General features: G+C 53.5%; 23 protein-coding genes and 1 pseudogene. All 24 read right to left on the bottom strand.

Annotated elements, in window-relative coordinates; genetic code table 11:
- Positions 1-75: 75 nt before the first annotated feature.
- Positions 76-1848 (bottom strand): antirestriction protein ArdA, encoded by a 1773-nt coding sequence (locus tag C4885_RS04855; protein WP_242979489.1) that lies wholly within the window; start codon positions 1846-1848, stop codon positions 76-78.
- A 13-nt stretch (positions 1849-1861) separates the two neighbouring features.
- Entirely contained in the window at positions 1862-2077 is a 216-nt protein-coding gene (locus C4885_RS04860; RefSeq protein ID WP_113999269.1) for a transposon-transfer assisting family protein, read from the bottom strand.
- Position 2078: 1 nt separating this feature from the next.
- Entirely contained in the window at positions 2079-3272 is a 1194-nt protein-coding gene (locus C4885_RS04865; RefSeq protein WP_113999270.1) for a DNA mismatch repair protein MutS, read from the bottom strand.
- 12 nt (positions 3273-3284) lie between these two features.
- Positions 3285-5159 (bottom strand): DUF3849 domain-containing protein, encoded by a 1875-nt coding sequence (locus tag C4885_RS04870; protein ID WP_113999271.1) that lies wholly within the window; start codon positions 5157-5159, stop codon positions 3285-3287.
- Between the two features lies 1 nt (position 5160).
- A complete protein-coding gene (locus C4885_RS04875; RefSeq protein WP_113999272.1) occupies positions 5161-5934 on the bottom strand; it encodes a phosphoadenosine phosphosulfate reductase in 774 nt (257 codons plus the stop codon).
- Positions 5931-8000: a DNA topoisomerase 3 gene (locus tag C4885_RS04880; RefSeq protein ID WP_113999273.1), complete on the bottom strand. Its 2070-nt coding sequence runs from the start codon at positions 7998-8000 to the stop codon at positions 5931-5933. Before C4885_RS04880 ends, C4885_RS04875 begins: the two co-directional genes overlap by 4 nt.
- Positions 7997-8776 carry a DUF4366 domain-containing protein gene (locus C4885_RS04885; RefSeq protein WP_113999274.1) on the bottom strand — a complete coding sequence of 260 codons (780 nt, stop codon included), beginning with the start codon at positions 8774-8776 and terminating at the stop codon, positions 7997-7999. Before C4885_RS04885 ends, C4885_RS04880 begins: the two co-directional genes overlap by 4 nt.
- Positions 8769-9005: a DUF4315 family protein gene (locus C4885_RS04890; RefSeq protein WP_113999275.1), complete on the bottom strand. Its 237-nt coding sequence runs from the start codon at positions 9003-9005 to the stop codon at positions 8769-8771. The genes C4885_RS04885 and C4885_RS04890 overlap by 8 nt, the downstream gene beginning before the upstream one ends.
- A 16-nt stretch (positions 9006-9021) precedes the next feature.
- Complete coding sequence (locus C4885_RS04895; protein WP_113999276.1) at positions 9022-11229, bottom strand: C40 family peptidase; 2208 nt, start codon at positions 11227-11229, stop codon at positions 9022-9024.
- Positions 11229-12215: a site-specific DNA-methyltransferase gene (locus C4885_RS04900; protein WP_256359659.1), complete on the bottom strand. Its 987-nt coding sequence runs from the start codon at positions 12213-12215 to the stop codon at positions 11229-11231. Before C4885_RS04900 ends, C4885_RS04895 begins: the two co-directional genes overlap by 1 nt.
- A 41-nt stretch (positions 12216-12256) precedes the next feature.
- On the bottom strand, positions 12257-12898 hold the full coding sequence (locus C4885_RS04905) for a nitrogen fixation protein (protein ID WP_113999277.1): 642 nt from the start codon (positions 12896-12898) through the stop codon (positions 12257-12259).
- 16 nt (positions 12899-12914) lie between these two features.
- Positions 12915-15314: a VirB4-like conjugal transfer ATPase, CD1110 family gene (locus C4885_RS04910; RefSeq protein ID WP_113999278.1), complete on the bottom strand. Its 2400-nt coding sequence runs from the start codon at positions 15312-15314 to the stop codon at positions 12915-12917.
- 1 nt (position 15315) lies between these two features.
- Complete coding sequence (locus C4885_RS04915) at positions 15316-15696, bottom strand: PrgI family protein (RefSeq protein WP_113999279.1); 381 nt, start codon at positions 15694-15696, stop codon at positions 15316-15318.
- Complete coding sequence (locus C4885_RS04920) at positions 15665-16153, bottom strand: XF1762 family protein (protein ID WP_113999280.1); 489 nt, start codon at positions 16151-16153, stop codon at positions 15665-15667. The genes C4885_RS04915 and C4885_RS04920 overlap by 32 nt, the downstream gene beginning before the upstream one ends.
- On the bottom strand, positions 16141-16710 hold the full coding sequence (locus C4885_RS04925) for an MT-A70 family methyltransferase (protein WP_007593032.1): 570 nt from the start codon (positions 16708-16710) through the stop codon (positions 16141-16143). Before C4885_RS04925 ends, C4885_RS04920 begins: the two co-directional genes overlap by 13 nt.
- Positions 16711-16723: 13 nt before the next feature.
- The gene (locus tag C4885_RS04930) at positions 16724-17593 is read right to left on the bottom strand and encodes a VirB6/TrbL-like conjugal transfer protein, CD1112 family (protein WP_005934793.1); all 870 of its coding nucleotides are present in this window, start codon (positions 17591-17593) and stop codon (positions 16724-16726) included.
- Between the two features lie 39 nt (positions 17594-17632).
- On the bottom strand, positions 17633-17848 hold the full coding sequence (locus C4885_RS04935) for a Maff2 family mobile element protein (RefSeq protein WP_005934794.1): 216 nt from the start codon (positions 17846-17848) through the stop codon (positions 17633-17635).
- A gap of 134 nt (positions 17849-17982) precedes the next feature.
- On the bottom strand, positions 17983-19752 hold the full coding sequence (locus C4885_RS04940; protein WP_113999281.1) for a VirD4-like conjugal transfer protein, CD1115 family: 1770 nt from the start codon (positions 19750-19752) through the stop codon (positions 17983-17985).
- The gene (locus C4885_RS04945; protein ID WP_113999282.1) at positions 19749-20240 is read right to left on the bottom strand and encodes a PcfB family protein; all 492 of its coding nucleotides are present in this window, start codon (positions 20238-20240) and stop codon (positions 19749-19751) included. The genes C4885_RS04940 and C4885_RS04945 overlap by 4 nt, the downstream gene beginning before the upstream one ends.
- 128 nt (positions 20241-20368) lie before the next feature.
- Positions 20369-21274 (bottom strand): DUF6017 domain-containing protein, encoded by a 906-nt coding sequence (locus C4885_RS04950; protein ID WP_113999287.1) that lies wholly within the window; start codon positions 21272-21274, stop codon positions 20369-20371.
- Positions 21271-22032 (bottom strand): phage antirepressor KilAC domain-containing protein, encoded by a 762-nt coding sequence (locus C4885_RS04955; protein ID WP_040647224.1) that lies wholly within the window; start codon positions 22030-22032, stop codon positions 21271-21273. The genes C4885_RS04950 and C4885_RS04955 overlap by 4 nt, the downstream gene beginning before the upstream one ends.
- Positions 22025-22273 carry a hypothetical protein gene (locus C4885_RS04960; protein ID WP_113999283.1) on the bottom strand — a complete coding sequence of 83 codons (249 nt, stop codon included), beginning with the start codon at positions 22271-22273 and terminating at the stop codon, positions 22025-22027. Before C4885_RS04960 ends, C4885_RS04955 begins: the two co-directional genes overlap by 8 nt.
- A gap of 126 nt (positions 22274-22399) precedes the next feature.
- Entirely contained in the window at positions 22400-22708 is a 309-nt protein-coding gene (locus tag C4885_RS04965) for a DUF6050 family protein (RefSeq protein ID WP_005934801.1), read from the bottom strand.
- A gap of 93 nt (positions 22709-22801) precedes the next feature.
- A pseudogene (locus C4885_RS16965) lies at positions 22802-22938 on the bottom strand (recombinase); the annotation flags it as partial.

Below are 22938 nucleotides of genomic sequence, written 5' to 3' on the forward strand. Positions count from 1 at the left end.
AGAAGCGGTTATACTTCCGGCGTCCGCTGTCCCCGATGAAGAACGACCACTCCTGTCTCCATTTATGACTTCTGCTCACAGCTCAATCTCTCCTTTGTGCTTTTGGGGAGGGCAGCATTCCTTCTGCTTTTCAGCCTTTGCAGACTTGAGCCTGTCCATGATGGAGGACTTTTCAACCCTTTCGGGGGCTTTGGCATCAAGGGTCTTGTCCTCCTTCGGACCGTTGTTGATGATCCCATCAATCATGCCGTAGTCATCCTCCATCGACATCTCCGCCGCCTTGAGGTAGTTTTCCTTCTCAAGAGCCGCCATCCAGCTTTCCTTGCTGATACCGAGCATTCCGCCCTTTGCCGCATGATCGGCAATCTCCTTGACATCCACGCACAAGCCCTCGGTATTATCGGAATATAGACGGTAAACCTCGCAGCCCTTCTCCAAAGCCTTCTCAGCCGCCTCCTGACCGGCGGGAAGAACGCCAGCCCATGCGTAGCCGTAGTCCTTCATATCCTGAACGGAGAGCGCGGGATCGGGCATTTCCGGCACTTCCTTGACCTCAAGGTCGAGAAGGCGGAGCGTGTCATTGTCAAAGCCGTTGTAGACATCATCAAGGACGAGCTTACCGCGCTCATCGACAATGATGCAAGCCGCCTCATCGCCGTAGGTGTCATGCTCCATAAGGTAAAAGCTGTGACCGCCGATTTCGTGCTGGTCAATGGTGTGCCACGTCCCGATGTGACCGGCAACCGTCAGACCGGAGGTATCGGCATTCATCTCAAAGTCCTTCTGCTCAACGCTCTCCTGCTTCTGCTGTTCCTTCGAGATCATGGGAATCGCTACAATCTTATCGCCCAGCTTGACAAACTGCTCCGGAACTTTGAAGAGGTCGGAGAACTTCTGCATCTGCTCTACGGTCAGAGAGCCGAAGCTGTCATCCGTCAAGCCAACTACCATGAATGTTCCGGCAACAACGTCGTAGATGTCACCGTCCTCATCACGCAGAGCGCGGTTCAGTGGCAGACCTTCCAGCTTGCCTTCCTCATTACAGACTAAGGCAACCGGGTCTTCGTAGGGATAAATTGCCTCGATGTAGCCGCCGACCTCATGCTGCAAGGACTTGAGATCCGGGTCAATCTCCTTCACATAAGGCTCCTTGCCCGGCTCAACGATGAGAACGGCAATGGTGCTGTCACGCTCGGCGGCTTTCCCTGAGCCGGTAATCCGGTATTCGTCGGGAATATCATCAAGCTCACCGTCAAACTGCCTGTCCCAGCGTTCGCTTGCAACACGGACATAGCCCTCGTCGGTGAAGCGTCCCTGCTCATCCATCGCAATGTCGCGCCCATAGCGTTCATAGTCGATGTAGTTTGCCAGAGGACCGAGATCCTTTTCAGAGTAGATACCGGCTTCGTGGGCGTAATAATAGCCGAGGTCGGATTCGTCGTTGATGCCGGGCATAATGTCGTAGCAGTCCAGATTGAACGTCAGGTTGATGAGATCGTCAATATCGCTGACCTCATCGCAGCCAGCCTCCATAACGGCAACGAGCTTTTCCTGATCGCTCAGGGAAAGCTCGTCAATCAAAGCGGCAAGGTAGTTGAGCTTATCAAGGCTCTCGTACTCGCCAAGCATCTTCTGAACACCGTAGATCGGGCATTCGTAGTCGGTGATAAACCACTCTTCATAGGGCTGACCGAACTCATCCTGCTTGCCGATTCCGATGCGCTCAAAGACCTTCTGCATCTCTTCTTCGGTGGTGGGCAGCTTCATCCACTCACCGACCAGCATACCCTCGTTGTACTTGCCAAGGTTCGTGACGAAGGCTTCAAAATTACCGTCTAATACGGGCATAGGCATCCTCCTTTCAGTCATCCACCATGCCGTCCGGCATGATATACAGTTCCTCAAACTCCGCGTCGGTCATGGCTTCGAGCTTCCGGACGGTTTTGTACATCAGCTCTGCGATCTCGCCGTCCATGTCGTTCAGGGTGACGCTCTTCATATCGTCGATCAGCCGCTTCCGGCTGGACGTGTTGAAACAGCACATCAGGTTGGTTTCTTCCACGGTAAAGTTTTTCATATCAGAGTTCCATATCCTTTCCTTTGTTTTTCTGCGGCTTCGGTGTGTGGGGCGTCTGTGCTTTCTGCGCGGATTTCAGCTTGTCGCGGATGGATTCACGGGCAGCGGGCTTTTTCGGGATGGTGTCGTAGATGGCAGTCCCGGCATCCTCCACATAGGAGCGGACATACTGGATGCTTTCAGAAAAGCGGATGGGGCGGTTCTTGTCCTCAATGTTGGTCAGTCGGACTTCATCGGCAGCAAAATCAACCGCGTCAATTCTGCACTTGATTCCGTCCACATTCAGCGTCGCGCCGACAGGAATGTAATCTGCGGCTTTGAGTTCCTTGAAGGTCTCGCCGTCCTTGCTGAGAAAGACATCTACGCCGGACTGCCAGAGCTTCTTTGATGCTGCTCCCCACGCAGCTTCACGGAAGCCGGTCACCGGCATGGAGGGCTTGCCGCGTACCTTCTTCTCAAGGAGCTTCGTGCCGAGCAATGGCGCGGCTTTTTCCGCGTCCTTGCCGTACAGCTCAAAATAGCCGTTCTGGGCAAAGCAGACCAGCGCATCGGGATGCGCCTTTTTGACTGCTTCGTATTTGCGGAGTTCAGAGATGGGCAGAGGCGAAAGCACCTCTGTCCTCTCTGCCTCCGGCAGTCTGTCACGGCGGCTTTTCTGCTTAGACAGCACTTCTGTCAGAGCATCCGCGTCCTTTGGGAGCGTCTGGTGGGTTTTGACGCCGCCATGCTCACCGACCAGAGTCATTGCTGCATCGAAGCTGCTGCGGCAGGGTGCGTCCAGCACAAAGCCATCTGCAAAGGTCAGCCGGTCGTGATCCGGCGCAACCGAGTTCTGCGCTACGCTTGCCGCCTGTTCCCGGTAGTTGATCTCAAAGACATCTCCGAAGACCTTGCCGCGCTTAACGGCTTTCGGGACAATGACACGAGCAATGCACTCGTCGTAGGTCTGTTCCGCGTAAAAGCGGAAGGTGTTGTGATCTCGCGTTCCCTGAATAAAGACTTGATTTTCATTGAGGCAGTGCGTCCCATGCGGACGGCAGAACCACATCAGCGTCTTGTCTTCGGGATTCTGGCTTTCGGCGGCGCGGCGGATGATGCGCTTGTCGATGTCGAAGTCTTCCTTGTAGCTGTCTACATGACTATCCACAAGCTTCTGCAGCTCCGCAACGATGTCAACGTCTGTGTATTTCTTCATGCTTCTCCTTTCTCACAACTCCATGTCGTGTGTTTTGGATTTGACCGGGGACTTCTTCTCCGGCTGCGTTTTCGCGGCAGCTTTGAGCTGATCGCGGATAGAGGGCTTTTCCTGCTTCTGCTCCTGCTTGACGTATTCCAGCGTCGGCATCAGCTCACGGTAGCAGCCCTGTGTTTTCCGCGCCGCATGACGGCGATGGATTTTGAACAGCGGCTCACCGTTCTGCGTGACCGTGTTGCCCTCGATCCTGACGCCGTTCCGTGCCAGCAGATTGAAGGAATGGTTAGAGGCGCGATAGGACGCCCGCATACCGTCATTGTTATAGGCAATCTGCCCCTTGAGCGTGTCCATGACGGCGGCTTTGATTTCCTTCTCTTCGGCAGTCAGGCGGTGTGCCTTCGGTGCTTTCGCTGCTTCCTCCGGCAAGGGGACAACGGGAGGCTTGACCTCCACGGTTTTTACCTCGATAGAGGTAATCTCATCGTTCTCCCACGCAACGACCTCCGGGTCTCTTTCCGTTGCCTTCTCAGAAGTGACATCCTTTTGAGCTTCGGTCTGCTGACGAAACGCATCGACGAAAAGGGCGGTCAGTCCGGGATTGGGTTTATCCACAAGGAAGCGGGAGGCGTTCTCAGGGCAGACCTCAACGTTCTTCGCCCATTCCTTGAGGGGCTGGGGAATGCGCCCGTCAAAGTCTTTCTGCTGAATGGTGTTTGCGAGGACATACCGGACGCGCTCCGGAGAGAACTGCTCAAGGACACTTTTTACGGCAGCATCCGCATCCAGCCGGTTATCTCCGTAGTTGGAGCTGATCGCCGCTTCAATCGCTCTGCGGCATTCCTCGTTTGCAGCAAGGGAGGCACGATATGCTTCCATCTCACCGGCTTCATAGGCGTAATTTGCCGTCTCACGGTAAATGGGGACTTCCGACATCGGCTCTGCGGGCATTTCGTTTTCCTTCTCTGCGGACTGTGCTTTCTCTGCCAGCAGCACCTTGAGCTTGGCGTCAATACCCTCGATCATCTCAGCCGCCGTCTTGCGGATGGCGTCCAGAGAGCTTTTCAGTTCCTTGGTCTCCTTGCCGGAAGACCAACCGGCGATGTAGCCAAAGGAGTAGTCCGAGGTTTCAATGCCGTAACGCTGACAAACCGTGTAGGCTACGCTTTCTGCCTCAACCTCTTTGGTGTGACGATCCTTCTTGTCTTCGGGGGCGGTTTTCTCATCCGGCTTGACGGCGTGTAGCTTGGCATGAGCAATCTCGTGAATGGCGGTTTTGACCGTCTGGATTTCGCTCATACCCTCCTGAATGGCAATGCGGCTTTCAACCGGCGAGAAGAATCCCTTTGCGCCGCCCGGAATATCCTCAAAGGAAATAGGAACGGGAGATTCCTGCTTGAGCGCATCGAAGAACGCCTCGTAGTTCTCGACGGTGCCTTTCAGCTCATCGACGATGATGTCCGGAAGCTCCTTGCCGTCCGTCTGAGAAACATCAAAGACGCTTACCACCTTGAAGGCGGGACGCAGAACCTCGACTGTTTCCGTGACAGCCTTCCCATCTGCGCCGATCACCGGCTTCTGTGTCACGGGGTTAATCTTCTCGCGCTCTTCCTGCGCCTTGTACGGTGCGGGTGCAAGAATCTTGATGCCCTTTTCGCCCTTCATGACCTGTCGGTCGAAGTTGCGCTGCCACGAGGTATAACCGGCAACATAGGTTGCCTCCGGCTTCTGCATCGCAATGAGCAGCGTGTTGTTGAAGGAATAGTTGTAGAACTTGGACATCGTGCGGAGATATTCCTTGAAACGCTCGGATTCAAAAAGCTCCTTGATGCCCTGTTCCAGCTTGTCCGTAATTTCGCGGACTTGCTGTGCATTTCTGTTTTCAGCCATCTCAAACCTCCATTTCGTATTTGCTTCGGGAAGAAGAAAACCCCGTCTGAGATTTGCTCAATAAACGAGCCTTTACCTCAGATGGGGTTTCTCTGCGCGTCATCCGACGATGGAAGATGTTATCCTCGTTCTCCCATTCAATCAGCCGGTCAAACAGCTCCGGGTGTTTTGTAATCATGTGCAGTAGCTCTTCGTCGCTTGCGTTGGGACAGAACCAGCAGCCGTTTCTCCGGCAGTGAGCGTAGATCGGGGAAAGCAGCCCGTGTTCCGTACAGAGCTTGTAGGCGTCCGCCTCGGTCATGCCGTATTTGGCAAGCAGACTGACCTTCGTTACTCCATCCAGACGAGCAAGGCGTTTTGGCTCATCCTCCGCGATGCCGACATAGCTCACCGTGTCCGGCGAGAGTGCGGCATTGTACTTGCGGACGGGCGGGATTTTGCAGTCTCGATTGACCGCGCACATACCAGCCCATGCGAAACCGCGAACCTCTCCCTTATGCGGTCCGCGAGTGATGACATGATGGAACACATCATCGTAGGTCTTGTCTGCATGGAGAATGGTGAACTTGATGCCCAGCTCCTTTTCGCAGAAGGGCTTGAGCCGGTCATAGATGAAGTCCCGGTGTTCCGGGACTTCGCCGCTTGTATCCTTGTCGAACATGACCTCGCTGAAAACCGCCTCGTCCAGCGGCTCATTGTGCTGTGCAGCCAGCAGGAGCGTCGCTACGCTGTCTTTGCCTCCGCTGCAAGAGGCAATATACTTCGGGCGGGTCATCGGTCAAACTCCATCTTGAAGCTGACGTATTTGCCGCCGCTGTCATCCAGACGGATCACCGCATCGTAGAGCTGAGGCTTCTTCGGCGTGTAAAGCCCGGTCACTCGGCACCAGCCCTTGTCCAGCAGCTCCTTTGCGATCTTCTTGGTCAGCTTCTTTTTCTTGCTGGAAAAGAACTTATTGTCTTCCCACAGGCAGAAGGAGCATTCCTTGTTCGAGCAGTAGAAGTTGCCCTTGCCGACATAGACCGGAGAGCCGCAGCGGGGGCATTTGCCGATTTCCTCTTTCCCCGTGCCGAAACGCTGGGCTTCGGCATCGGAGAGAAACGGGTAGGCTTTCACGAGATCCCCGGTCATCTGGACAATGCCGCTGAGGAAGGCGTCCGCATCCGCATTGCCGCGCTCAATCTCCATGAGCGTGTTTTCCCATTCCGCAGTCATTGTGGGAGACGTGATCTGTTCCGGCAGAACACAGACGAGGTTGCAGCCGTCCTTTGTGGGAATGAGGGATTTGCCTTTGCGCTCTGCAAAGCCGGATTTCACCAGCTTCTCAATGATACCGGCGCGGGTCGCGGGAGTGCCGAGACCTTTCTTCTCGGTGTCATCGTCGAACTGATCGTTTCCGGCAGTCTCCATCGCAGACAGGAGCGTGTCTTCCGTGTACTGCTTTGGAGGCGTTGTGAAGTGTTCGGTGACACTGGCAGATACGCTGTCCAGAACATCGCCCTCATGGACTTCGGGCAGGGACTTCACGGGATCGTCTTTTTCCTTCGCCTTGAGGGAAGCCTTGAACAGCTCTTCGATGGCTTTCCAGCCGTTTTGAATGACGGTCTTGCCCTTGGTTTTGAACGTATAGCTCTCGCAAGAGAGCGTGATTTGCGTTTCTGCGTAGGTGTGCTTCTCGCCGGTCGCACACAGAAGGCGCATCCCAACAAGATTGAGGATTTTCTGCTCTGACTGAGGGAGCGCCGAAACATCCTGCTTTTCGAGCAGGACGGTGGGGAGAATAGAGTGGTGATCTGTGACCTTGCTGTTGTCGGTTACGCGGGCAATGTCCGGAGTAACCGAAACGTCGGAGAAAAGCGGAAGCTGGTGGTAGACGATGGAAATGACTTGACGGGCGGTGTCCTCCATATCGTCCGTAATAAACTGGCTGTCCGTGCGCGGATAGGTCAGGAGCTTCTTTTCGTAGAGCGTCTGGACGAGATCGAGCGTCTGCTGGGCGGTGAAGCCGTAGTATCGGTTTGCCTCGCGCTGCAAGGTGGTCAGATCATAGAGCTTCGGAGGATTGACCGTCTTCGTTTCCCGCTTGAGAGAAGAAACGACGGCTTGCTTTTTCTCGCAAGCCGCCGCAATTCTTTTTGCTTCCTCTTCGGTTTTGACCTTTTCCAGATCGCCGGTCAGATCGCCCTTGCCGACGTGGACGTTGAAATACTTCTCCTTTTGGAACGTAGAGATTTTCCCGTCACGCTCCACCAGCATTGCAAGGGTCGGCGTCTGAACGCGCCCGACCACCAGCTTCTTGTGATAGAGCGTGGTGAAAAGGCGGGTGCCGTTGATGCCGACAATCCAGTCCGCCTTCGAGCGGCTGAGTGCCGCTTCATAGAGACGGTCATATTCCTTGCCGTCCCGGAGATGATTGAAGCCTTCGCGGATGGCGGAGTCCTCCAACGAGCTGATCCACAGACGCTTGAAGGGCTTGGTGCATCCGGCTTTGTTGTAGACCAGCCGGAAGATCAGCTCACCCTCGCGTCCTGCATCGGTTGCGCAGACCAGCTCGGTGACGCGCTTGTCCTTCATGAGAGCGGACAGTACCTTGAACTGCTGTGCTTTGTCCTTCGTGACCTCAAACATCCAGCTTTCCGGAACAATGGGCAGATCGTCATACCGCCACTTTGCATACCGCTCATCGTAGGAGCTGGCGTCTGCCAGCTCCACCAGATGACCGAAGCACCACGAAACGATGTAATTGCCGCCCTCCATGTAGCCGTCCTTGCGGGACGTCGCGCCCAACACCTTTGCGATGGACTGGGCAACGCTGGGCTTTTCAGCAATGACTAAGATCAATCTTCATCACCATCCGTTTCAGCATCCTCCGCAATCTGCGGCTCTTCATCCTCGTTGATATACGGCTCTTCCTCGTAGCCTTCATCATCAAAGAAGTCCATATCCTCATCCTTGAGCTTTCTGCCCTTGACGAACTTGATGTAGTAATAAGCTGCACCCGCAGCACCGGCAAGGGCAAAGATGACGAGGATCATGCCGATGTTGGACTTCTTTTCGGGCTTGGGCGCGGGGACATCGGTTTCCGCATCCTTATCCGGCTCAGGTGTAACGGGGGCTGTGCCGGTGCATTCGCTCATGTTGGTCTTGCAGACCGGGCAGTCGGTGTTGACCTGACCGGCAGCGCATTTTTCCTTGCAGTTACAGGTAGTCAGAGCAGCCGCAGTATCTTCATCCAACAGCGCAAGCAGATCGCTTTCATCGACCATGTTCAGGAAGTACGTCTGATACTGTTCCTCATCCTCGTTGATGGGCGCATCGTAGTCGATGACAATGAAGAAGGTGTTGCCGCTTTTCGTCTGGACAGTGATGAACTGCTTGTTGGTTGCCTTGTCATAGAGCAAGTCGCGGGTGTAGGCGTTGCCCTCATCGTCAATCGGCTCACTCTTCGGCTTTTCCGGCGTGGGAGTGATTGCGGGCTGCTGTTCGGGCTGGGTTGCCTCCGTGACGGGAAGGTTCTGTTCGGTATCATCGGCGTAGGCAAACGCCGTGACCGAGAAGCAGGACAGAACCATGACGCAGACCGCAAGGACGGTCAGAAAACGAAATTTCTTACGCATTGTCGATTACCTCCGTATTTTCGGTGGGCTTGTTGCCGCCCTTCATGGAAGACAGGAACGCCATGATCTGATCCTTGTCCATCACCATAGAGCGCACGGTATTGATGATTTCAAGGTTTTCCAGCTCTGTCTTCTTGTCGTACAGCTCCTTGAGCTGTCCTTCGATTTCGGTCTTTTTCTTTTCAGCCTTCTCAATGTCAGAGAGGACCTTCTGATACTTGGGATTCATGAAAAACTCCTTTCTTTTAATAGGCAGGTCTTCCGAAGGCATAGAAATGAGACTGCCAGTAGGAAGAATTGATGGATGCGTACTGAATGGGATCGCCGCAGTGGATCATGACCCCATCACCGACATAAATGCCGACGTGAGATACACCGGGGGTGTCATACGTCCCGACGAAAAAGATAAGATCACCGGGCTGTGCATTCGCCTTTGAAACCGGCGTACAGACATTGTAAAGCCCCTGTGCGCCCAGCCGTCCGGTATTCACAAGACCGCTGTTCGTGAGAACATAGCTGACAAAGCCGGAGCAGTCAAAGGACGTGTCGGGATTGGAGCCGCCCCAAACATACGGGTAGCCGAGATACTTTTCCGCCTCGGTAATCAGCGCTGCAAACTTCTCGTCGTTCAGGTATTCCGGGTTGACATCGTAGTCGGCGGGAGGATTGGTGATGTACTTGTCCACATAGGGAGAGTCACCGAACAGATCCTCGCGGTTGCCCAGCACCGACATATACGTTGCGTACATGGAAAGCTGTTCCTGAGACATGATGTAGACCGGGACATGGGAGAGATTGAAGTTTTCGAGCTTCACGTTGCAGATGTAGTAGTCATACGGGACGCGATAGGTTTCCGTGTGCGTGTTGCCGTCTGCGTCCGTCCATGTGTCGGTCTCCGTGCGGTATCTGGTTTCGACGATAACCTCTTCGGTGAGGATGTACTGCTTTTCAAACAGCATTTGGAGCGTACCCTGCACCTCATCCAGCGTGAACTCGCCCTCGTGGAGAGCCGAGAGAATGGAGATCAGCACATACGGGTCATGCTCAATATCATCCAGATCGAAGTGGTATTCATCGTAGTTGTGAGTGCTTTCGTAGGTGTCGAGATAGCGTTGCAGCTCCTGCTCCATTTGGCAATACTGCGCTTCTGCGCCCAGCATCGCATCATCCTCGCTGAGATAGGAGGAAGCGATAACCGACGAACCGGTAGAGGTGAGCATCGAACACGAGCTGATTCCGGCACCGAGCAGAACGAGAAGGGCAATTCCGACTCCGATCCAGATGAAGACCTTCTTGTTCTTCTCAAAGAACTCCTTGATCTTGTCGGACACCTTCTCACCGAGCTTCTTGCCGGTATTCTTTGTGGCAGTCCCGGCAGTCTGAGAACCGGCATTTCGAGCGGCGGCATATTCCTTCTTGATGTTCTGCTTCTGATAGTGCTTGTTCATGTTCTGCTTCTTCATCTCAGGATGCTCCTGCTGATTTCTCTCATATTGGAGCTTTGCATCCGCAGCATCCGCCTTATGTTCCAGCTTGGAGACCTTCTCATAAGGCTTGTTGATGCTGTTTTCCCGATGATGACGGAAATGCCTTGCGGCGGTCTCTGCGACAATCTCTGCTTTGTGCGCCCCCTCGACCGCCGAGTTTTCCTGCTCGACCTCATGGATTTTGCCGTGAATGCCGGAAGCAAGGGTGTCACCGACCTTGCGGACGGTTTTATCTGCTTCAAATTGCAGCTTGCCCTTGCCCTTCGGCTTTTTCAGCTCATCTTCAAAATGAAGGCGGGTTTTGCCCTTGCCGGTTTCCTCATCAAAGACGCGCTCTTTCTTGAGAACCTTGTGCGTGGGCAGCTTTTCACGGGCGGCATCCAGCCGACCATGCGCCTTCTCAGATTTTCTTTCGAGCTTCTGCATCCGCTTCGTGGGCGGGACGGCATCGTCCGAGACCGGCTTCGCAGAGGCAGTCTCCGCCGCTTGAGAGAGAACGGTGTCTGCATCCACGGCTTCAACCGCAGAGGTCTTGCGCAGCTTGTGCGTGACAACCGTTTTGGCAATCACCGTGCCGGTATGAGAAGAAACGCCGTGCTGCTCCAAAGCAGGAGGCTTGAACGGAGTCTCTGACGCGGGCAGCGGTTCGGGTGCATTCTGGGGTGGATTTTCTGCCTTTTTCTCTTCTGTGACGGACGTTTCCGAGGGCGGCTTAGTGTCGTTATCCTCGGTGTGTTCCGCCTGAAACTGACGCTGTTGACGGCGCATCTGCACCTTTTTCTGTTCCTCCGCAGAAGGAGCTTCGGAAGGCTCGACTGTCTCACCGGGCTTCACCAGCTCCGCATCTTCCAGCCGTTTTGACACTCTCTGCCCGGTGCCAGCCGTCAGGTTTTCCTCAACCGCGCCCTCCCGCGTCATCCGCACGACCACCTTGTCACGGGCTTTGAGTTCCGGTTCCTTGGACATCAGATTTCACCTCCAATCCGCTTGTAGGCAAGCTCGGTGTACGCCGGATTCAGCTCGATGCCGATGAAATGACGCCCCATCTGTGAGGCAACCATGCCGGTTGTGCCGCTTCCCATGAACGGGTCAAGCACAATGCCGCCTTCGGGACAACCGGCGAGAAGACAGGTCTCAACCAGCTTCGGAGGGTAGGCGGCATAGTGACCACCCTTGAAGGGAACAGTGTTGATCTTCCAGACATCGCGCTTATTGCGGAGCGGATTGATGTCACTGTCCTTGATCTCACCATGCTCACGGGGGAGGTTAATGGACTGCGGCTGGGGCTGACCGGGAACGGGCTTGCCGTATTTGTTGCCGCCCTTCATGCCGCGCTTGAGGCGTTCTGCCGTTGCGGGAGCAATCGGCTCTGAGATCGCCTTGTAGTCAAAGAAATACTTCTTCGACTTGGAGAACAGGAAAATATGCTCGTAGCAGCGGGCGCAGCGGTCTTTGACGCTCTCCGGCATGGGGTTATCCTTCATCCAGATGATGTCGTTGCGCAGATACCAGCCGGTATCGCGGAGGGCAAAAGCCAGCATCCACGGAATACCGATCATGTCCTTCGGCTTGCAGCCCTCAACCTTGTTGTTGAGAGCCACAGCCTGACCGTTTCTGCCGTTGGGGTTCTTCGGGTCAACAAAATCACCCTGATTGCCCTTTCCAGCGTAGGTGTCCGAGATGTTCAGCCAGAGCGTACCGTCTGGGCGTAAAACGCGCCTGACTTCGGTAAACACTTCCGTCAGGCGCGAGATATATTCCTTCGGCGTTGTCTCTCTGCCGATCTGAGCATCCATGCCGTAATCACGGAGCGCGTAATACGGAGGGGACGTCACACAGCAATGAACGCTGTCATCGGGCAGAGTTTTCAGGATTTCAAAGCAATCGCCGGTATGAATGATGTCAAGTTGTATGGTGGTGTACCTCCTGTTCTGTTGGATTTGTGTTTCCATTGAAATGTTGGCTGTAAAACCCGACAACATTTCAATGGGCATCAGTCGGAGTAATACTCGTCCGGCTCGTAATCCTCATCTTCCGTGAAGCCCTCGTCGAGATCGTCAATCTCGTCCGCCCAACGGTCGAAGATTTCCTCGGCTTCCTTCGCCGCCTCACGATAGAGGCTCAGGCGGTTCTTCTCAAAGGCGGCAAAGGCGGGGACGAACTTGCCGAACTCGCGGATTGCCTTCACATCCTGCGTGCGCATATCTGCGACGCACTGAATGATTTCGGACATCGTGAGCAGATCGTCGATCATGGTCTCGTAGTCTTCCTTGGCGATGGTGACGGTATCGGCATCGTCCTCCGCCGCTTCCTGCTTGCGGACACGGAAGGTCTCGTGAACATCCTTCATCAGTCCGATCACGCAGTCGGTGGTCTCGTCGAAAATCTCCTGCATACGCGCTGCCATCTCGTCGGCGCAGTCCTCCAGTTCCTCATGAACGTGGAGGTAGGCGCGGTGATGCTTTTTCAGTTCGGTTTCCTCGCGGATGAGCGCGATGAGATCGGCGCTCATGTCGATGATCTCAAGCAGAAGGTCAATCGGCTTGGTGATGCTGCCGAACGTGGTATTCACGGGAACACCGCTGACTTCTGCGATGATGTTCTTGTCATTCTCAAGGTTGAAGTTCTTATCCATATTCAAAATCCTCCTATCAGTTCTGTGTGGTTTCTTCTAAGCGGGTGGTCATGATGCGGTAGAGCTGAGTGTCCTTCGGAAAATCGTCCTTGAAGGGAACGATGGTCGAGCCGTAGAAGATCAGCCCCTCACCGGCATTGGAATTGGTGATGTAGTTCTGCTGGCTGGGCGAGATGTTCAGCGCCTTCGAGAGAATCTGCCGGTCTCCGGACGCCTGATTCAGAAGGTAGACAAAATCCGAGTTTTCAAAGATGTTCTCTACCTCGCGGGATGCAAGCAGGTCCTTGACGTTCTGGGTGATGCCGGTCGGGATGCCGCCCCATTTTCTGAAACGCTTCCAGATTTCCACGCTGTACGCGGCGGTCTGTTCCTCTTTCAGCAAAAGGTGAAACTCGTCCATGTAGTAGCGGGTAGCCTTGTGCTGGGCGCGGTTGATTGTGACCCTGTTCCAAACCTGATCCTGCACAATCAGCATACCGAGCTTCTTGAGCTGCTTGCCGAGTTCGCGGATGTCATAGCAGACGAAGCGGTTGTTGACATCCACATTCGTTCTGTGATTGAAGACGTTCAGAGAGCCGTGAACATAGATTTCAAGGGCAGTTGCGATGCGCTGTGCCTCCGGTTCCTTCTGATTTCTCAGAATGTTGTAGAGGTCTTCAAGGATCGGCATTTTTTCCGGCTTGGGGTCTGCAAGAAACTCCTGATAGACCATGCGGACGCTGCGGTCAATGATGGTCTTCTCAACCGGCTGCAAGCCGTCCTTGCCGCCGACAATCAGCTCACACATGGAGAGGATGAAGTCAGATTTCAGCGTCAGCGGGTTTTCCTCTTCGGAGTAGTTCGTGTTGATGTCCAGCGGATTGATGTAATCCGTGCTGACCGGCGAGATGCGGATGACCTGACCGCCGAGTTTCTTCACGAGGGGGAAATACTCGGCTTCGGGGTCGCAGACGATGATGTCATCCTCCGTGATGAGGAAGGCGTTCGTCATTTCGCGCTTTGCGGAGAAGGACTTACCGGAACCGGGCGTACCCAAGATCAGCCCGTTGGGGTTCTTGAGCCGCTTGCGGTCAACCATGATCATGTTGTTTGACAGCGCATTCAGCCCGTAGTAGAGAGCTTCGCCGCCCTGAAAAAGCTCCTGCGTGGTGAACGGCACGAAAACCGCCGTGCTGGAAGTGGTCAGTCCGCGCTCAATCTCCACCTGATTGACGCCGATAGGCAGAGAGGACATCAGCCCTTCCTCCTGCTGGAAGTCGAGACGCTTGAGCGCACAGTTATACTTCTGGGCAATGGCGGCGGTCTGGAACACCGCGTTTTCGAGCTTCTGGCGGTTGGTTGCTGTGTTCATGATGAGGATGGTCACGAGGAACAGTCTCTCATTGCGGGTCTGGAGATCCTGCAACAGACGCTTTGCCTCACCGCCGAAGGTGGCAAGATCGGACGGGATGATGTCCATATCGTAGCCGGAGCGGACTGCCTTTTTCTGCTCTTCAATCTTCATCTTGTCGAGGTCGGTGATCTTCGACTTGATGCTCTTGATTGCCTTCGCCTGGTCAATCGTCCGGATATGAAAATTGACCGTGATGTTGCTGTCCATCTCAAGGAAGTCGGCAAGCATACGGTCATTGAGTTCCGGCGCGAGGATTTGGAGAAAGCTCACCGCGCCGACGGTTTTTCCCATCTTGAAGCACTTACCTTCACGGAAGTCAAAGGAAGTGGGCGCGATGAAGTCCTTTGTGCTGAGTCCCGTCCGTGCAACCATATCGAAGGAAAAGCGGAACGGCTCATTGGTGTCCATGTTAAACACATCATGAAGCACTTTCAGCCGCTCGTAGCCGGACAGCGGTTCCGTCCTCACACCGAGGGTTTTGAAGTTGTTGAGAATGTCGGTTTCAATGCGTTCGAGCTTCGGCTTTGCCGTGCGGAGGGAGTCCGCCTCAATGCCGAAGGTGATGTACTTCTTCTTGACCAGTCCGTTGTTGCCCTTGGTGAGCTGACTTTGCAGCATTCCGGAATACTCAGAGCGGATGTCGTTGAAAGCGTCCTCCTGTGCCGGAATGTTGATGCGCTTGCGGAACTCATTGAGACTTGCCTTCTGATTGATGAAGGAGAGCTGGACGAAAATCGAACTGTCAAAGTAGTTCAGAAAGTCGCACCATGCTTCAAAGATGGCAGTTTTGTCCTCGTTCTGTGCAAGCTGGTAATTGATGTCCTCAAAGGCGATGGACTTCGTGTAGAGGCGGCTGTTTACCTTGCAGATACCGTCGCGGCACATCTCCACATAGGGAATGGTCTGCTGGGCGGACTTGCGGACTTTCTTTGCCTTCCTGTCCTTTTTCTTCTGCATGACGATCCGCTTCTTTTCCTGAGCGGAAAGGGCATCGCCGTAAACGACGCCGTTTTTGACCGTCATCTTAGGCTTTGCCTTTGCTGTGCTGTTGTTCAAGCTGCAATTCCTCCTGTTCTTTGATTTTCTGCTGAATTTCAGCGTAGAGATTGTTTGTGCGATAGGGACGCACCTTGTCCCGGATAAACATGGACTGTACGATGTGGTACAGATACTTCTCGGCGGGCTGACCATCCTTCTCATAAAGCGCGAAGAAGATGAACGGGAGCATGATGACCACCATCAGCATTGCCGCCGTAGATAAGTCGAGATGCGCCTTCGCCAGAAAGAAGATCGGGACGCCGACTGCCGCAGCGATGGAAAAACAAACGAGCTGCCGCTTAGTCAGGTTGAACATGACCTTCGTTTTGACGCGGTTAAGATCCTTCGGGACCGGAACAAATGCCATTGACTGTTTCCTCCTTTCCGAGCTGCTTTTCATAGCGCAGCTTCATTTGTGCGGGATATTGATCCTCCTTCGGCTGACGCTTGCCCGTCCAGCGAAGCCCACCCGCTTTGCCTTGACAGATCCAGCCGGAAGCCCGAAGGCTTGCACCGTTTTCACTTTCCAGCGTGTAGGTGATGATGCGCTTATAGCCCATAGCCGCAGCAGCTCTTGCCGCCGCGCCGTAGAGAAAGCTGCAAGCGTTCTTTGCGCCATTGGTGCATAGCCTTGTGACCTCCAACGTGAAGCCGTCATCCAGATACCGGCTGACAGGACGCCCGGCGATGATTACGCCGACCAGCTCACCGTCTGCTTCACAGCCGATGGAAAACTTGTGACCGGCAACCGGCTTGTGATGCCGGTGATGCTGCCGGACATACTCGTTGGCGTCACGAAGAGAGATGGGTTTTAGCCGCAGCATGGTGTTTCCTCCATAGGAAGATGCGCCGTGCATTCGACCTCGTTGCCCCAAACATCCCAGCCTTCGGGAGACTGACGGGCAAAAAGCTCTACGCGGGGAAGGTCTCCCATGAGCCGAACAATGCGCTCCCGCGCTTCATCCGGCTTTTTGGAATGCTCTTCGATGTGGCTGAGGATGACCTGACGCACACCGGCGTCAACTCGCTTCGGGTGTCCCTTTGTAGCAAGGATGCAGATTTCGGCGTTTGCCCTTGTCCAGTACCCCATGCCGGTAAAGAGGTCATCGTTCCTGCGGTTTTGCTTCACCCATACAAAAGCCACGGTCTTATAAGAAAAGCCCCATGCCGTCAGCACTTCGAGTGCTTCACAGAGGCACGGGAACGTGATCCAGAGAAACAGGGCGCAGTCCTTCGCGGCAAGCTCACCGACCGGAAGTGCCTTGATGTCCTCAATGCACATTGTCGGGTAGTGGCTTTCTGCCGACCGTCCCTGTCCCTTCTTGGAGTAAGTCCGATACGCCCAAGGGGGATCGGCGTAGATGATGCTGTACTTCTTCATGCTGCCGACCTCCTTAGTGCGCATGGAAAATGGATTTTGCGAGGCTTCCGGTCTTGAACAGCGAGAAGCACAGAATAACCGTGTACGCTGCCACAGAGAACAGAGCCGAATGAATGTTGTCTGCGATGATCATGCCGTTGATCAGCACCGCATAGATGCCGACGCAGACCATGATGAGGAAGCCCTGAAATGCCAGAGCGAACAAGCCTTTCAGATAGTTTGTGCCGATGCTGCCCCATTCGCGGTTGCTCATGGTTGCGATGGGAATAGGCGCAATGCTCACGGTGCAGTAAATCTCAATCATGCGCCCGTAGAGAATGACCGTAATGAGGATCGCCATGATTTTGAGGCACAAGCTGATCAGAAGCGTTTCTATTGACAGACCGAGCAGTTCTCCGACGCCCATGTTCTCCATGCCGGTACGCATCTGCGCAATCGTCGCGTCAATGTCAATGCTGGTGTTGCCGTGGATTACTCCTGCTGCACCGGAAACTACGTTCTGCCCGATGTCGAATACTGCCATCACGATGTCAAAGGTGTGCGTCACGAGATAGATCGCCACAGCCGCCTTGAAAAACCACTTGAAGAACATCCAAGTGTCCATGTCGTGAAGGTTGTTTTTCTCGGTGATCATGGAAATCAGCTCGTAGCACAAAACAAAGGTGATGATGATACCAGCGATGGGGACTATCACGTTTTCGGATAGTCCCCGGATCATCTGGTACACGCCGCCGTTCCAGCCGGACGGAGTTTGACCGACCTCGGCGGCAATCGTTCCTACCTTCTCGTTGACATCGGTGAACATATTGGTCAGGTTGCTCTCGATCCATCCGATCAGCATATCCTTGAGAGCCTGTTCGATCTTTTCTAAAATGCTGCCCAATATTTCACCACCCTTCGGTTAAGCTGGGCTTGCCGTGGATTAGCCGAACAAACCGGAGAGCAGGGGGATAAGGGTCGTGCCGATCAGCACCACACCGCCGCCAGCCATGAGCTGCTTGATGCCCTGAGACTTGGCGCCGGGGTTGTCGTTGCCGTAGCCTTCCATGAGGTTGACAACACCCCACACTGCGAGACCTGCGCCGAGGGCGATAACGAGCGTCTGAAGAACCGTGACAGCCTGATTGATAAAAGCCATAGATTTTCCTCCTTGAATCGATGAAAGTTGAGTGTGTATTTTTGAAAATGGGCATAAAAAAAGAAGCCCCGTCGCTGTTCTGCTTTGGGATGAGCCATCAGGCTTTACCCACTGCGCAGTGCAGCGACGGGGCTTTAATCCGCTTCGACCTCGCCCATATCATAGAGGTCGAATGTGTCATCGGGCTTGACTACCAGCTTGTGCTGCCGGTACTTCTCGATGTCAAAGGCGTTCCGCTTGTTATAGTCGGAGAGCTGCCGGTACTTTGGATGCTTCGTAATGTCGTATTTGTTACTGAGAAAAGGTCTCACGCCTCGAAGCTGCAAAATACACTTAGCTCCGTCCATGACGGCGATCTCATCCTGAGACATCAGTTCCTTGCCGGTTTTCTGATAGTTCAAGCCATAGGAGTTGTTGTTGGAACGGGTTTCTGAGGTGTTGTAAAGGTCGATTGTCTCCTTGCCCAGCACCTCGCTGATTTCCTTGAGGGTCGATTTTTCTTTTCCACCGAGGAAAAGTGTGCAGTCACAGTTGCCCGTGATGGTGTCAGCCGCGTCCTTGTAGATGGTCTTGAGCTGAGACTGGGACTGCAAGATGATTGACGCCGAAATTTCCCGGCTACGGATGGTTGCGATGAGCTTATCAAACTTCGGGATTTGACCGATGTTCGCAAATTCATCCAGCAGACATCGCACATGGACGGGAAGTCGTCCGTTGTAAACGTCATCTGCTTTGTCGCACAAAAGGTTGAAGAGCTGGGAATACATGATTGCCACGACAAAATTGAATGTATCATCGGTATCGGAAATGATGACGAACAGCGCCGTCTTCCGGTCTCCGATGGTGTCCAGCTCCATCTCGTCGTAGCTCATCAGCTCCCGCAGCTCTGCAATGTCGAAGGGCGCAAGCCTTGCACCGCAGGAAATCAAGATCGACTTAGCGGTTTTGCCAGCCGCCAGCTTGTATTTGCGGTATTGCTTGACCGCAAAGTGGTCAGGGTCGCGGGCTTCCAGCTCATCGAACATGACATCCACTGGGTTCTTGAAGGTCTCATCGTCCTCTCTGGCTTCTGAGGCATTGATCATTTCGAGTAGGGTAGTAAAGTTTTTCTCGTGGTCGGGTGCCTCGTACCAGATGTAGCCGATGAGGGCTGTGTAGTAGAGCTTTTCCGCCTTGACCCAGAAATCTTCGCCGGACTTATCGCCATCTCCCTTCGTGTTGACGATGATCGTATTGACCAACTTGAGGATGTCCTTCTCGCTGCGGATGTAGCTGAAAGGGTTGTAGTGCATGGATTTCCGGAAGTTGATGGTGTTCAGCGACTTAATAACGTAGCCGCCCTTTTCAAGCATTTTGCCGCATTCCACCAGCACGGTTCCTTTCGGATCGGTCACAACGTAGCTGCTGTGCATCTGCATCAGGTTTGGTTTCACGAAAAAGCGCGTCTTGCCTGAGCCGGAACCGCCGATGACAAGGATATTTTTGTTGCGGGCGTATTTCGGCTGCTTCGGGCGGCTGTTCATGGTCAGGAACTCCGTCTGCGTCAAGATGACGTTGTTCGAGAACTCCGGGTCCATGTACGGCTTGATGTCCTCTGGCTTGCCCCATCGTGCAGATCCGTATTCTTCGCCCTGCCGGAACTTCTTGCGGTTTTTGCCCTTGACGTAGACCGCCAGCTTGAGCAACACGCCAGCCGACAGACCAACGAGCAGATCGACGGGATGAAAGCTGGGCAGCGGATTTGCAAAGGCAGTGCCGAACACGGCAAAGCCGTTTGTCAGCTTGTCGATGAACTCCGTGCCGGGGGCGAGACGGAACACAGCGGCGATCTTATCCGCAAAGTAGAAGGTGAAGACATACGGGAGGTTCAGAAGAATGAGCTTCTTCACATCGGGTTTGTTCACAGCTCCACACCCCGATCCTTGGTCTTGACCTTGACTTTCTCCTTGTGCTGCGCCTTGCTCTGGGCTTTCTCCTGATCCAGCTTGTGCCGGATGGACGGCTGTTCCTTCTGCTTAACCGTCTTGGCGGAGAACTCCTTGAAGGCGGCGGTCATTACATCAACGTCCCGTCCCTTGAAGAAGACAAGATAGCTGGGCGGCTCAACAGAAACGTCCTTCTTGAGCGCAAAGTCCAGACCGTATTTGCTGGCAGTCCGCTCAAAGGACTTAATGTTGCCGTCCGTCACTTCGATGTTGGAGATAGCGGCATTCTGGCTCATCAGATGCTTGATGGACTGCTTGCCGCGAAAGGTTTTGGGCTGCTGCATCTGCTTCTGCGCCTTCTCGATCTCCTGAACGAACTTGTCCAGCGCCTTTTTCAGTACCTCGGCAGAGATTTTGCCGCCCTTGATCATGATTGCAACAACTTTGGTGTTGACTTCATCCTGCATTGCAGTGATACCTCCTTTCCTTGAAATGATTGAGGGAATGCTGCCTCAGCTAAGGCGGCACAATCCGGCGATAGATGCTTTTCATTTACACTGTCCTCCTTTCCGAGCATTGCTCACGATGGTATTCATTAAAGAGTGTCTTCACAAAGGCTATAATCGTAGGTCTTCGGCTTCTTTGACCCTGCCGATCTGTCCTGCCCGTAGAAATCATGATTGACGAGGGCGGAGTAGTAATTGTCTATCGTCAGAGAGGCGTTATACAGAGCGGTCAACAGGTACGCCCGGATATTACGGATGTCTGACGGGTTCTTGTTCATTGCTTCCAGAACGTACTCAATGTGGCTGCTATTCAGCTTGAGAAAGCGGGATTTGACTACTTGCTGCGGCATATCCTCGCCATTGATGCGGATGGTCGGTGCAGTGGAACAGACGGCATCCAGCATGATGTCCATGATCTCCCGGAAGCGGTCTTTATCGAACTTCGGATCCTGACAGAGAATGTCGTAGTCAAGATTCTCTTTGATAATCTCTTCATACTCGCTTCGCTCATCCATCCTGTCCATCCCATCAAGATTGATGGATTGATAGTTCTTTGAGAGAGTATTTCTTTCTTGGGTAATTACTTGATCAGTATTTATTTGTGCGGACTTATCCCCGCGTGGATTATCCACATCTGGCTTCTCCACACATGGATTTTCCGTGTGTGGTATTTCCCGTTCTGGCGTGGACTCCTGCGGCTCTTCGTATATCTCAAAGATTGTGCTGCTCATCCTGCCTTTACCGTCTCTCTGCCGGTGCCGGACAAGGTAGCCGTGCTTTTCAAGCTCACGGAGCGCGGAGAGAATGGCATCCGGACCTTCCTTGCAGATTGCAGAAAGTCCCTTGGTTGAGAACTTCCAGCCATCATTGAACGAGAGCATCTTTGAGAGAAGACCGACCGCCTTGAGTGACAGGCTCTTGTCTCGGAGGTGGAAGTTCGCCATGACGGTATAGCCACGATTTTTATTTACGCGATAGACTGCCACGAAAATCACCTTGCCATCTTGGAAAGCAGTTCTTCGCCGCACTTTTTCTGGAACTTCATTCGGATGACCTCCTTGCCCTTCGGCGTGAAGTAGGTCTGAGAACCGGTGTAGCAGAACGTCACAAAATCGCGGACGATGAACAGTCCGGCATTGCTGTCCTTGTTGTAGGGAAGTAGCTGCCCGGAAGGAGAGCGGAACAGGTACTTTTCTTTGAGAAGGAACTGGACAAACTTGCGCTCCGGGATTTTCAGTTCCTTCGCCGTCGTTCGGATATTGGTGCAGTCATCCGGATTGATGAAGGCGTCGTAATAATCAGCTTTGGGCTTTGCCGTGATCAGCTCACACTCAAGAGCCTTTACGCGATTCTTTTCCAAAATCAACGCCTGAGCAAACTCCACAATGACCGCAGGTTCCTTCTGTATGCGTTCCAGAAGGGAGTCCGTCATGTAGCCGCCGGTCTTGCGAATGGTAGGAATGACCTCATCAAATACCCACAGTTCAAACTTTTCAGCCGCAGGAAGTTTGCTGCGAATAATTAGCCGATAAACGTCTCCTTCCGGGATGAAGTTGATACTCTGAACTTTCCCGCTGATAGGGGTAGAACGTTTCGTTATAGCCCTGCAATGGTCGTTGACCGCCTTGTTCGGGTTGGTGTAACCGAGTGCCTTTGCAACATCTGCCGCACAGAACAGAACTTTTTCTCCTTCGAGGATCGTTCTTACCTCACCAAACTGTTCATTCTTGAAGATTTCGATTTTGTTATCCATGACTGGCTTCCTTTCCGGCATCAGATGTGCCACTTTGATTTTTGAGGGTTGAAACGGAATTGCAGCAGTAGGGACACTCCGCAAACACGCAGGACTGATATTTCCAGAAGGGACGATGAAAACGGCAGCTTCGGCACTCAGGGAGAATGCCATCCACACCGCTGTCATAATGCTCAAAGCCGGGTGTGGTCTGCATCAGCAATTCCAGTGCTTGCAGATCACCGGCTGTCATGCGTTTCATGCTTAAAAACTCCTTTCTTTCGCCGCATCGCCAGCAAATATTGCGGCTTTTGGGCAACAAAAAAAGAGGGTTTGCTTCTTACTCCAAATTGGAGAAGAAACAAACCCTCTTCGTTTACGATGTAGTTCAGATGATTTCTCGGATGGTATGAATGACACCGAGCAGCAGCCCGATGAAGAAGGCAAGTCCTCCGATAAGACCGCCTATGATTAAGTTCAATGCGAAGATGCCGACTGAGCCGGAGATACCGTAGCCGCTGGGAACGAGCCAGAGGCACATCCTCCGGATGCCGAATGGCAAGCCGACGCAGATCCACATAAGGAAGTAGTCACATACGCCGTCAGGCATATAGATCGGCTTGAGAAATGACGCGAGGCAGAACGCAAGCGCGATTGGAAGCAGAACCTCCTTCAAGAAGACTTTGATAGCACCCACTATATCCTCCTTCTGCCGGAAGTGTGCAGCAGCACCCTCCGGCTTGCTTGATTATTGTGAAAGTCCTTTGTTTTCGGTCAAAAAAAGAAGGGACTAAGCCAGAATGCCTTGATTTTCAAGGTCTTTCTGATTTAGTCCTATTATCGCACAATAATCCTTTACGATAACTGTCCCGACTTTTCCGGCTTCAATGTCCGCAAGCATGGCTTGAAAACCGGGTCTTTGAAAGT

It is taken from the genome of Subdoligranulum sp. APC924/74 (genome assembly GCF_003324125.1).
Lineage (GTDB): Bacteria > Bacillota > Clostridia > Oscillospirales > Ruminococcaceae > Gemmiger > Gemmiger qucibialis.